This window comes from Mesorhizobium sp. USDA 4775 (genome assembly GCF_054062655.1).
Map to the genome: position 1 here is coordinate 2,684,921 of NZ_JBSSFM010000001.1, position 12,398 is coordinate 2,697,318.

9 protein-coding genes are annotated in these 12,398 nt (G+C 63.5%); 2 read left to right on the forward strand and 7 right to left on the reverse strand.

The window, feature by feature from the left end; genetic code table 11:
- Positions 1-5: 5 nt before the first annotated feature.
- The 5 genes from ACVILI_RS12805 to ACVILI_RS12825 form a co-directional block, all read right to left on the reverse strand.
- Positions 6-1,670, reverse strand: a complete 1,665-nt coding sequence (locus ACVILI_RS12805) for an ABC transporter substrate-binding protein (RefSeq protein ID WP_019856879.1) — start codon at positions 1,668-1,670, stop codon at positions 6-8.
- A 265-nt stretch (positions 1,671-1,935) separates the two neighbouring features.
- Complete coding sequence (locus ACVILI_RS12810) at positions 1,936-3,120, reverse strand: mandelate racemase/muconate lactonizing enzyme family protein (RefSeq protein ID WP_019856880.1); 1,185 nt, start codon at positions 3,118-3,120, stop codon at positions 1,936-1,938.
- 1 nt (position 3,121) lies between these two features.
- Positions 3,122-4,225, reverse strand: a complete 1,104-nt coding sequence (locus ACVILI_RS12815) for a mandelate racemase/muconate lactonizing enzyme family protein (protein WP_019856881.1) — start codon at positions 4,223-4,225, stop codon at positions 3,122-3,124.
- A gap of 37 nt (positions 4,226-4,262) precedes the next feature.
- The gene (locus ACVILI_RS12820; RefSeq protein ID WP_019856882.1) at positions 4,263-4,955 is read right to left on the reverse strand and encodes a GntR family transcriptional regulator; all 693 of its coding nucleotides are present in this window, start codon (positions 4,953-4,955) and stop codon (positions 4,263-4,265) included.
- 120 nt (positions 4,956-5,075) lie between these two features.
- Complete coding sequence (locus ACVILI_RS12825; protein WP_038645299.1) at positions 5,076-5,864, reverse strand: HalD/BesD family halogenase; 789 nt, start codon at positions 5,862-5,864, stop codon at positions 5,076-5,078.
- Between the two features lie 105 nt (positions 5,865-5,969).
- On the opposite strand from ACVILI_RS12825, the gene ACVILI_RS12830 reads away from it, so the two are divergent.
- The gene (locus tag ACVILI_RS12830) at positions 5,970-6,884 is read left to right on the forward strand and encodes a LysR substrate-binding domain-containing protein (protein ID WP_032920999.1); all 915 of its coding nucleotides are present in this window, start codon (positions 5,970-5,972) and stop codon (positions 6,882-6,884) included.
- 38 nt (positions 6,885-6,922) lie between these two features.
- On the opposite strand, the gene ACVILI_RS12835 is transcribed toward ACVILI_RS12830, so the two are convergent.
- Both ACVILI_RS12835 and ACVILI_RS12840 read right to left on the reverse strand, forming a co-directional pair.
- Positions 6,923-8,077, reverse strand: coding sequence for an efflux RND transporter periplasmic adaptor subunit (locus ACVILI_RS12835; protein ID WP_019856885.1), 1,155 nt, complete (start codon positions 8,075-8,077; stop codon positions 6,923-6,925).
- A gap of 15 nt (positions 8,078-8,092) precedes the next feature.
- A complete protein-coding gene (locus ACVILI_RS12840) occupies positions 8,093-11,278 on the reverse strand; it encodes an efflux RND transporter permease subunit (protein WP_171880399.1) in 3,186 nt (1,061 codons plus the stop codon).
- 480 nt (positions 11,279-11,758) lie between these two features.
- Here ACVILI_RS12840 and ACVILI_RS12845 point away from each other — a divergent pair, with 480 nt between their 5' ends.
- A complete protein-coding gene (locus ACVILI_RS12845; protein ID WP_027046599.1) occupies positions 11,759-12,349 on the forward strand; it encodes a TetR/AcrR family transcriptional regulator in 591 nt (196 codons plus the stop codon).
- Positions 12,350-12,398: the final 49 nt, after the last annotated feature.

Sequence of the window (12,398 nt, forward strand, 5' to 3'; positions counted from 1 at the left end):
TCGTTTTAGGCCTTCGATGCCTTTTCGAGGAACAGCTGCGACATGGCGGTCGGCTGCACGCCGGCCACGCCCTTCGCCGTCGCCGTCAGATAGTCGTAGAAATAGCCGAAGATGACGGGCGTTTCCTCGAGCAGCAGGTTCTGGATCTTGCCCGCCGTCGCCTTTTGCGCCTCGAGATCGAGCGCGGCGATATAGCTGGTCGCCAGCGTGTCATAGTCCTTGTTCTTGAAGTGCGCGGCGTTCCAGGTGCCGTCGCTCTTCAGCGGTGCTGCAAGGTACACGTTCGGCACGCCGCGGTGGCCGTAGTCGGTGATGCCCATCACCGAATCCAGCCAGTTCGATTTGCCGAATACGGCGTCGCCGTAATACGCGCCCTGGTCGAGGATGTTGAGCTCGAGCTCGATGCCGATCTCCTTGACCCAGTTCTGGATGAGCTGGGCGTATTCCGGTATTTCCAGGTAGCGCTCGGTGGTCAGGGTCACCTTGAAACCCTTGCCGGCGCCGGCCGCTTCCATCAACTGCTTGGCCTGCGCGATGTCCTGCTTGCGCTGCGGCACGCTGGTATCGGTCGAAGGATAGGCAGGCGCGAACGGGCTGTCATTGCCGGCCGAAGCGCGGCCCTTCATCAGGCCGGCGACCAGCTTGTCGCGATCGAGGCTGAGCGCGATGGCGCGGCGCACGCGCGGGTCCTTGAACGGATCGGAATCGCAGCGCAGATGCAGTTGCTGGTGCGCGACCGACTTCAGGCTGATGATGTCGACGCTCGGATCATTGAGCAGGGCGACGCCCGCGAGCACCGGCATCTGGTTGATGATGTCGATCTGTCCGCCCTGCAGCGCCAGGATCTGCGGCTGCATGTCGGCGAAGAAGGTGAACTCGGTGCGCTCCGGCAGAGCCTTTTCGCCCCAATAGTCCTCGTTGCGGACGAAGGAGGCGCCGACCTTGGCCGTGTATTTTTCGATCTTGAACGGCCCGGTGCCGTCGAAGCTTTTCTCGTAGTCGCCCTTGTAGCTCGCCGGGATGATGACGGCGTTGTAGTTGTCGGACGACACCATGTAGGGGAAGTTGCCGTTCGGGGCGTCGAGATGGAATTCCACCGTGTAGTCGTCGACCTTCTTGGTGGCGCCCTTCTGCAGAATGCCGGTGAACACCGACAACGCGTTGGACGAGTTTGCCGGGTCGGCGAGGCGGTCGATGCTGGCTACGACGTCGTCGGCCTTCATCTCGCCGCCTGAGTGGAATTTGACGCCCTTGCGCAGCTTGAAGGTCCACACCGTGCCGTTGTCGTTAGGCTTCCAGCTTTCGGCCAGTGCCGGCTTGAGCACCAGGTCGGGGCCGTCGACGCAGAGGAATTCGGCAACCTGCTGCATGATCAGCAGGCCGCCGGCATCGGCGATGGTGACCGGGTCGATGGTTGCCGCCGGCACGCTGCTGCCGACACGGATGGTCGCGCCGGGCGCGCCCTGGGCGCGGGCGAGCGACGGCATGCCACTAAGGCCGGCAGCGGTGGTGATGCCGCCCAGAAGCGGCAGCGACAGGCCGAGCAGACTGCCGTGGCGAATGAAGTCGCGGCGGCTGACACGGCCGTCGACGAGACCGTCGATGAGATGGTTTTCGAGCGGCGAGCGATTGCGACGGATCAGGTCGAGAATGCGGTAGTTCTTGCTCATGGGTTTAACCCTTTCCCCTTGTTTCTTATGGCTGAAGAATGCACTTCCAGTTGACGAAATTCCGTGGAGTTCTCCTTGTCCCGGTCATCAACGAAGTCGGTCGACCGGGACTGTAGCATGCTGTCTTTTCTGGTCCATCCGATCCTGGCGGCGCAGGGTTCAGATTTTCTTGAGGCCATGCTTTCACCCGTCAGGCCCTGCCGTGGCGATCCAAATTGCCGCGGCCGACCCTTGTGTTGGCTAGTCTCCTTTCCTTCTCGGTCTCCTAGTTCAGCGGCAGGCGGCGATATGTTCCGGGCTTCGCCGGGTCATGATATTTGTTGCACGGGCCGTTCTCGACGAAATCGCGATGGCAGGCCGTGAGGTTTTTCCGCGATAAGGTGACGCCGAGACCGGGGCCTTCCGGGACGCGCACGACATTGTTCCTCGGCGAAAACGGCCCTTCCTCGGTAATGTCCATGGGCTGCATGCGAAACAGCGACTGGTTCGGCTCCCGGATCCAGCCAAGCGCCGCGCACAGATGCAGATAGGCCGCGCTGCCGATGCCACTGTCGCCGCTGTAGCACCAGAAATCGACGCCGGCGTGCTCGCAGGCGCCGACGAAACGCGTGAGGCGGCCGATGCCTCCATGCGCCGTCGGATTGCCGACGAAGGCATCGGGAACCTTGAGGTCCATGGCGCGCGCAATGTCGATGTTGTGGGTCGAGAACGGGATCGAGCAATGCTGCCGCAACTGGCGCATCTCCTCGATCGTCGCCACCGGATCCTCCCAGTTGCGCACGCCGAGCTCTTCCAGCGGCCGCGCCAGCCGCCGCGCCGTCGCCAGCGAATAGGCCTGGTTGGAATCGATGCGGATCATCGCCTCGTCGCCGAGTTTTTCACGGATCAGCTCGACCATTCTGAGCGAGACTTTCGGGTCTTCGGTCGAGAATTTGCCTTCGAAGAAGGTCGTGCCATGCGTCTCGTGCAGCTCGACGCAATAGTCGGCGACTTCTTCCGGCGTCGTCTCGCCCTTCACCTTGGGTCCATCGCCGCGCAGCGAAAAATAGTCGGTGAACGGGATATCCTTGCGCACGGCGCCGCCGAGCAGCTGATAGAGCGGCTGCTTCCACGCCTTGCCGCGCAGGTCCCACAGCGCCATCTCGATTGCGCCGAAGGCCATGATGCGGGTGCGGTCGTTGATCGACTGCACGCCGGTCCAGTAGGGCAGGCAGACATGCTCGGCGCCGGCGATGTCGAAGGCATCGCGGCCCACCAGGCGCGCGGCCAGAACATCGTTGATGATCGCGGCCGCCGCTGGCGTCGGCGCCTCGCCGAGGCCGATCAGCCCTTCCTCGGTCTCGACCTCGACAATGGTCTGCGAAAACCCGTCGAGCTCGCCGAACACCCAGCCATAGGGCGCTTCGAGACGAAGATTGATCGGCGTTGCCGTGATACCGCGGATTTTCATCTCAGCCGATCTCGAAGAAAGGCTTGCCGAGCAGGCTCGGGTCCACGTCGATGCCGAGGCCGGGTCCGTCTGGAACGCCCATATGGCTGCCGGTGACCGGCGGGGCGTTGAAGGCCGTGCGCACCGTCACCCATTGATGGAAGGCAATGGCATGCAGCCGGCGCTCCTCCGGCGTCGACAGCGACAGATGCGCCATCGCTGCCGTGTCGATCTCGGCGCCGCCTGTGTCTTCGACAGTGATCATGAAGCCGAGGTCGACGGCAACGTCGCGAATCTGCCGGGTCTTGGTCACACCGCCCAACCGCGAGATCTTCAGCGTCAACCCGTCGGCCGCGCCCAGGCGGTGAATCTCCAGCATCGCTTCCAGCGAGGTGACGGATTCGTCGAGCACCATCGGCTTGTCGAGCATGCGGCGCACCGACATGTTCTCCTCGATCGTCGTGCAGGGCTGCTCGAACGTGTAGTCGATGCCGCGCGTGGCATCGGCGAACTGCCGTGCCTGATAGGGTGTCCAGCCGGCATTGGCGTCGCAGAAAATCACCGTACCTTTCGGCACGGCCGAGGCGACCGTCGTCACCCGCTCGATGTCGTCGTGCACATTGCCGCCGACCTTGACCTGCAAACGCCGACAGCCCTCCGCGATGATCCTTTTTGCCAGTGCCGCCATCTGATCGAGCGTGCCGTGGGTGACGACCCGGTAGGTCTCCGCCATGTCGCTCTCGCGGCCGCCGAGCATGGTCACCAGCGGCACGTCGGCGGCGCGCGCGGCGAGATCCCAGCAGGCCATGTCGAGCGCCGACTTGATGTAGGGATGGCCCTTGAACACCGTGTCCATAAGCCGGCCGATGCTGGCGAGGCCGCGCGGATCGTGGCCGATGAGATGCGGCGCGATTTCCGGCACGCCCGCGCGTGTTCCTGCTGGAAACGCGGCCGAGTAGAAATTGCCGAGCGGCGCCATTTCACCCCAGCCGGTCAGGCCGCTGTCGGCGGTGATGGCGACGATCACCGCGTCAAAGGCGTCGGCCTGGCGCCCCTTGGACATGCGGTAGGGGCCGTCCACGAAGGGCTGCACGACATGGTAGGCTTTGATGGATTTGATCTGCACTTCTGTCTGTCCGCTGGCTGCGATGTCTGGGAATTGGTCAGGCGCCCTTTGACGGACGCTGTTCGAGGCTGCGCGCATAGGAGAGCAACTGCTCGAAGTCGAGATTGATATGTTCGCGTGCATGACGCTGGGCAGCGCGCATATCGGCGCCCTTCATCAGTTGCACGTAGATCTCATGGACGTCTTCGGCCGGCACCGGCTCGTTGCGCGCATGCTGGTGCAGCGCGAAATACATCTGAAGCCGGCTGGTCAGTCGTTGCCAGGTTTCCAGAAGCACTGAATTGTCGGCCCATTCATAGATCAGTCCGTGCAGTTGCAGCGCGGTTTCGATCTGCCTTGTGGTGTCGAGGTTGCGTGTCGCCTGCTTCACCGCTTCGTGGCGCCGGTCAAGTTCATCGAAGAAACGCTGGTCGCGCTGGGGCCATGTTCGTTCGATGGCGAACTCATCCAGCACCTGGTTGAGCGAATAGGCATCGTCGATGTCCTTGGCGGTGACGTCGATGACGAAGGTGCCAGCATATGGAATGCTGGTCAGGATGCCTTCCTGCACCAACTCGCGCATCGCCTCGCGCAATGGCGCGCGGCTGACCCGCATCTGTTCGGAGATTCTGAGCTCGTTGAGCTTCTGGCCAGGTTGCAGTTGCCCGGTCAGGATGGCGCGCCGCAGGAGCGCGACGATTTCGGCGCGACGCGTCGTATCGGCAATCGGGCTGAAATCCGTCGTCACCATCCGGCCCACTCCAGCGAGTACAGTGGGCAAGACAATCAGATTGTCGACAATCTAACAAGATGGCATTTCGGATTTTTCATCGTCGCCCGGCATTTCCGATACGGACGCGGTTTGGGCGGCTCAGGCCGCGCGGCCGTAGAAGCCGACCCGCTCCTCGGCGCTGAACATCACGCCTGGTTTCTCGTAGTAGGAGAACACCGCGATCATGCGTTCGCGCTCGCCTTCGACCGTGGTGACGCGGTGCGCGGTGTTCTTGCCGCGGAACACATTGAGCGTACCCGGCTTCATGCGCAGGATCTTGGCGTCGGGATCACGGCCTTCGAGCAGCCTGGCGACGCCCTCATAATTCGGGTCGTCATCCGATCTGAGATCGGTGCGGTATTCGAGGTCGCCGCCACGTTGCGATTGCTGCAAAAGCAGCGTCGTGGTGAATTCCGAGCGGTCGAAATGCCAGTTCAGCGCCTCGCCGGCGCGATAGGCCATGACATTGGTGCGGGCCAGCGGATCCTGCATGACATGCAGTTTTTCCTTGCCCATCGTCGCCGCCAGGAAATGCACGAGCGGCTCGTATTCGTAGATGGCAAGCACGGTGCTGTCCGGAATCTGGTCGGCGCACACAGTGTGACTGATGGTTTCGACCTTGCGCAAAGCGGGGTGGTCGGGTGCGAGCTCGGGAATGCTGGGCTTGAAGTAGATGTTGTGCATGCGCTTGTGGACATGGGACTGCGTGTCCATCACCGGCTTGATTTCCCGCACCGCCTGTTCGGCGAAGCCGGGCCGCAGAAAACCTTCGAGATTGAACATGCCGTCGGTCCGGAGGGCTTCGATCGACTGTTCGACGAGGCGCTTCCATTCGGCGCTGCCTTCGCGGTCGAGCGGATAACGGTCGAGATCGAGAATGTCTTTCATGTCGCGTGCTCCATCGGTTGGGCACAGAAGATCGCAAAAAATTCTTTCTCTCAACGGCGAAAATTATTATGAATGAGCAAGAAACAAAAACTTATGGAGATTGGCATGGAAAAACTGCCGCCACTGAACGCGATCAAGGCCTTCGAGGTCGCGGCCCGCGCCGGCAGCTTCACTTTGGCCGCGAGCGAGCTCGGCGTATCCTCGGCGGCGGTCAGCCAGCAGATCCGCAATCTCGAAACATGGTTCGGCAAGCAGCTGTTCGTACGCACTGGCAACCGCATCACCCTGACAGACGCCGGTCACGCCATCTACCCGCAGACCGCGCGGGCATTGGGTGACATTGCCGCTATCGCCCAGCGCATGCTGGAAGGCGGCTTGAGGACACGGCTTGTCGTGAGCGTGCCGTTCTCGCTGGCAGAGCTGTGGCTGGCGCCGAGGCTGGCCGCTCTTCTCGAGGCCTTCCCGCATATGGCGATCGATGTGCGGGCCGAAGACGATCCGATCGATCTGGTACGCCAGAATGTCGACCTGCGCATCTCCTATGGCGATTATCACTATCCCGGCCTGAGGATGGTGCGCCTCGTCCATGACGATGTGCTACCGGTCTGCGCGCCGGAATTCTGGCACCGGCACGGCAATGGCGATCCGGGGCTCACGGACCTGCATGAGAGCCTGTTCATCCACACCAATTGGGGGCCGAACTATGCCTCGCACCCAAGCTGGGCGGACTGGTTCGCGGCATGTGGAGGCGGCCGCTCGCCCGACCCGTCGCATGGCCGGCGCGTCGGCCTGTCCAGCCTGGCGATCGCCTCGGCGAGGTTGGGTCTGGGCATTGCGCTCGGCCAGCGTGTGATGGCGCAGGCCGATCTGGAGGCCGGGCGCCTGATCGCGCTGTCATCGGTCTCGGTGCGCCTCGGTAACCCCTATTGCGCCTTCATGCCGCCGGCCAAGGCCGACCGTGCCGATGTGGCCGCTCTTGTCGGCCTGCTTGTGAATACGGCGCCCACGACCCGTGGGTAGGTCGAGGGCGCCGCGCGGAAACCGGGCCTGCGGGGGTGTCAGGTAGCCGGTTTCTGTGGCAGTGGCGAGATCGGCATTCCGGGTCCGATCTTCTGCAGATTGCCTGTGATCACCTGGTCGCCTTCCGAGACGCCGCTCAAGATAGCTACAAGGTCGCCGCTGGTCGGCCCGAGCGAGACCAGCCGCTGGTCGACCGTGTTGCCCTTGCCGACGACGTAGAGATATTTGCCGAGCTGGCTCGAACCCAGCGCCGTCTGCGGCACCATCAGCGCGTCCGGCTGTTGCCTGATATGCAGCCGCACGCGGACGTACTGGCCAGGCATGAGCGTGAACTTCGCATTGCCGATGGTGGCACGCGCGGTGATGGTGCCGGTCGAGTGATCGACCGTGTTGTCGATGAAGGTGAGTTCGCCCGTCTGGCTGGTCTCGGTCTGACCCGGCAGCAGGACTTCGACATCGACCGGGCCGGCCGCGCGGGCCTGCTCGATCTCGGCCAGATCCGTCTCGCTCGGATTGAAGGTGACATAGATCGGGTCGAGTTGCACCAGCGTGTTGAGCACCGTGCCGGCGACGCTGACCAGCGTTCCGACCGAAGCCTGGTTGCGGCCCAGGCGCCCGGGGAACGGAGCATGGATCTCGGCGTAGCTCAGATTGAGCTCCGCCGTGCGCACGGCCGCCTGGTTGAGCGCCAGCGACGCCTGCGCTTCGCGCAAGGTGCTGGTGCGCTGGTCGAAGCTGTCCTTGTCCAGGTAACCGCTCTTGGCAAGCTCGGTGCCGCGGCCGAGATTGGACCGCGCATAGTCGAGCGTCGCCGTATCGCGCTGGACCTGGGCTTTCGCCTGGTCGAGCGCGGCCTGGAAGTCGTCGGGCGAGATCCTGTAGAGAACGTCGCCTTGCCGCACATCTGCGCCGTCCTGCGCCGTCTGTTCCTGCAAATAGCCGGGCACGCGCGCCTGCAGCGTGATGCTGCGGATAGGCTCGATGCGGGCGGCATAGTCCAGATAGATCGGGATCGTCTTCTTGACCACGCTCGCCACCGGCACCGGCATGACGAATGCCGCCGGAGCGGGCGTTGCCGCACCGGCCGTGCCGGTGCTCAGCCTGAGATTTCCCATATCGAGCAGGTGGACGCTGGCCACGGAGATCGCGCCCAGCGCGACAGCCGCTCCCAAAGCAATTTTCCATTTACGCATAATATTTCTCCAATCTTATTCGGCCGCTTCCGCCAGGGGAGGGAAGGCGGGTTCGGCAGTTGGTTCAGTATGCTTGGAGGCGGGTTCGCCGCTTTCGCGGCGCTCCCGCAACTGTTCGATGACCGCGTAGAAGACCGGCACGAACACCAGCGACAGGATGGTCGCGGCGACCATGCCGCCAAACACCGTGGTGCCGATCGACTGGCGGCTTGCGGCACCGGCGCCGGTGGCGAACATCAGTGGCAGCACGCCAAGGATGAAGGCGAAGGCCGTCATCAGGATCGGCCGCAGCCTCAGCCGCGCGGCTTCCATCGCCGCCTCGACGATGCTGAGGCCCTCCTCGCGCCGCCGCCTGGCGAACTCGACAATCAGAATCGCGTTCTTGGCCGCCAGGCCGATCAGCATGACGAAGCCGATCTGCGAGTAGACGTCGATCTGCATGCCGCGCACCGACAGGGCCGCGAAGGCGCCGAACAAGGCCAATGGCACCGCCAGCAGCACCATGAACGGCATCGCCCAGCTCTCATACTGCGCCGCCAGGATCAGGAAGACGAAGACGATGGCGAGGCCGAAGACGACGGACGCGATCGATCCCGCCTTGAGTTCCTGGAAGGTGATGCCGGTCCATTCGAAACCGAAATCCCTGGGGAGCGCGGTGGCAGCCGCCCGTTCCATGGCAGCGACAGCCTGGCCCGAGGAGAAGCCCGGCGCGGCACCGCCATTGATCGAGGCCGAGGCGTTGTTGTTGTAGTGCGGCACGGTTTCCGGCCCGACGAACGGCACCAGCTTGCCCAGCGTCGAGAGCGGCACCATGCCGCCCGAGGCATTGCGCACATAGAGCCTCGATATGTCGGCGGCGCCCGCACGTGCATCCTTGTCGGCCTGGATGGTCACCCGGAAGGTGCGGCCGAACAGGTTGAAGTCGTTCACGTAGAGCGAGCCGAGATAGATCTGCAGCGTGTTGAAGACATCGGGCAGGTTGAGGCCGAGAAGCTTGGCCTTGCTGCGGTCGAGGTCGTAGTTGAATTGCGGCGTCGAGGTCGAGAACGGCGAGAACAGCTGCTGCGGATTGATTTCCGGCTGCTTGCGCGCCTCGGCGATCACGGCTTGCGTCGCGTCGTTAAGGGCGGTGCTGCCGCGACCGGTGAGGTCCTCGACGACGAATTCGAAGCCGCCGGTCGTGCCGATGCCCGGGATCGAAGGCGGATCGAAGGAAAGCGCGAAAGCTTCCGGAATCTGCATCAGCTTGCCGCGCACGTCGGCGACGAGCTTCGACGCGCTCTGGTCGGGGCCACGCTCTTCCCATGGCTTGAGGATGGCGAACTCGACCGCCGAGTTCGACTGCGCCGCACTGGTCAGGAAGTTCAGGCCGCTGATCGAGCCGACAATGTCGACACCGGGCGTCGCCTGCAGGATGTCGCGCGCCTTCTGGGCCACCGCGTCGGTGCGCTCGAGCGAGGCACCGTCGGGCAACTGGATGACGACGAAGAAATAGCCCTGGTCCTCGACCGGAAGGAAGGTCGAGGGCAGCTTCTGCCAGACGAAATAGGTGGCGACCAGCCCGGCCGCAAACAGGCCAAGCATGATCCAGCGCAGGCGGATGAGGAAGCGCACGCCATGGGCGTAGGCATGCGACAGCTTGTCGAAGCCGGTGTTGAACCAGCGGAACAGGAAGAACTGTGGCCCATGCCTATGGCGCAGGAAAGCGGCACTGAGCGCGGGGCTCAGCGTCAGCGAATTGAAAGCCGAGATGCCAACCGAAATCGCCACCGTCAGCGCGAATTGGTTGTAGAGCCGACCCGAGACGCCCGGAATGAAGGCGACCGGCACGAACACGGCCATCAGCACGGCGGTGGTGGCGATGATCGGACCGGTGACTTCGGCCATGGCGGCCTTCGTCGCCGCCAATGGTTTCAGCCCGGCCTCGAGTTGTCGTTCAACATTCTCGACCACGACGATGGCGTCGTCGACGACAAGGCCGATCGCCAGCACCATGCCGAGCAGGGAGAGCATGTTGAGCGAGAAGCCCAGCATCTCCATGACGACCAGTGTCGCCACCAGCGACACCGGAATGGCGATGGTCGGGATGATGGTCGTGCGCCAGCTCTGCAGGAAGATGAACACCACCGCGACGACCAGCACCAGCGCTTCGCCGAGCGTGATCAGCACGTCATGCATCGACGCCGAGACGAAGCGCGTCGTGTCGTAGTGCATGGCGTAGGACACGCCCTTCGGGAAACGCGCCGACAGTTCCTGCATCTTGTCCTTGACGCGCTGCTGAAGGTCGAGCGCGTTGGAACCGGGCATCTGGTAGACCGCGAGCACCACGGTCGGGTCCTTGCCGAAGAAGGCCGAGGACGAATATTGCAGCGCGCCGAGTTCGATGCGCGCGACGTCGCGCAGCCGCACCAGCGAGCCGGTGTCGGTGTTGGCGCGCACCACGATGTCGCCGAATTCCTTCGGGTCGCTCAGGCGGCCGACAGCGTTGACCTGCATCTCGAAGGCGGTGCCGGCGGGCGCCGGCGACTGGCCGATCTTGCCGGCCGCCACCTGGACGTTCTGCTCGGAGATGGCATTCTGCACGTCGACGGCGGTGATGCCGAGATTGGCAAGCTTGTCCGGATCGAGCCAGACGCGCATCGAATAGCGCCGCTCGCCGAAAATCTGCACATCGCCGACGCCTTGCAGCCGCTTCAGTGGATCGACAACCTGCAGGTAGGCGAGGTTCGACAGCGCCACCGGATCGACCGACTTGTCGGGCGAGGTGAGGTTGACGATGAGCACGAAGTTCGGGTTCTGCTTCTTGATCGTCACGCCGCCCTGGTTGACGATCGCCGGCAGCGACGAGGCCGCCTGCGAGACGCGGTTCTGGACGTCGACGGCGGCGGTGCTCAGGGAGTAGCCGACATCGAAGGTGATGGTGATGGTCGAGGAGCCGTCATTGGAGCTCGTCGACGACATGTAGGTCATGCCCTGCACGCCGTTGATCTGCTGCTCCAGCGGCGTCGTCACCGTGTCGGCCACGACTTGCGCGCTGGCGCCCGGATAGTGGGCGCTGACCACGACCTGGGGCGGCGTGATGTCTGGAAACTGCGAGACCGGCAGCAGGAAATAACAAATCGTCCCGGCGAGCACCATGATGATGGCGATCGCCGAGGCGAAGATCGGACGGTGAATGAAGAAGTTTACCACGACACACATGCCTCGCCGGCTGCTCTTGCCCGCCCGAAGGCGCTGGCAACTCTGGATAACTGGCCGTGCCCGTCACGGGAGACTTCCCGTGAACGCAGCAACGGCACCTCGCGACGCTGCCCATCGGCAAGCGAGCGAAGCATCTTCTCGAGGGCGCGGGGGTCGACCCCATCTGCCTTCATGACCAGCCGGATCATCGGATCCCGGACGGCCTCATCTATGGTAAGATCGCGGCGCTGTGGCATTGGCCGGCTCCTTGTCTGTCGATTCGCAGCCCATGCTCGCGAACCGTTTTTCATTTCCTCACCGGCCGGAGCCGCATGATTGGCAGTTTCTCGTCCGTCTCATCTGGCAGGACCAGTTCACGGCCTTGTTATTGACGGCGGGCGACATAGGTGTTACCAGTAAGTAACATTCTGGAAGTTACAGACCGGTAACACCCTAGTCAAGAGGTGGCCGAGGGTTTTTTGGAAACGAAAGGAGATCATGATGACAGACGGCGTCGTGGAGCGCTCTCGTCCCCGGGATCGGATTCTGGAGACGGCACGCGACATGTTCCACAAGCACGGCATCAAGGGCGTCGGCGTCGACGCCATCACCGAAGCTGCCGGCACGAACAAGATGACGCTCTATCGTCACTTCGAATCCAAGGACGAACTGATCGTCGAGTGCCTGCGCGCCAACGCGGCCAAGGCCGGCGCCATGTGGGACGCTTTCGAGGCCGAGTTTCCCGGCGACAAGCTCGCGCAGTTGCATGCCTGGGTTGGCAAGGCGGCTGCCATGCTCAATACCGACGGCCGCGGCTGCGACATGGCCAATGCCGCCGCTGAGCTGACCGAGCCAGACCATCCGGCGAGGCTGGTGATCAAGGAACTCAAGGAAGCCCAGCGCGAACGCCTTGTGACGCTATGCCGGGGTGCGGGCATCGGTCAGGCCGAACTGCTTGCCGATACGCTGTCGCTGCTGTTCGAAGGCGCCCGTGTCAGCGTGCAGACCGTGGGCGCCGAAGGTCCGAGCACGCAGTTCGTGCGCATGGCCGAAGGGTTGATCGTTTCCTTCCGGGGCACCGCCGCCGGTTGAAATCCGCCGCGACTGTTGGCGATTTGCCGGCGTATGATCGAGGCGATGC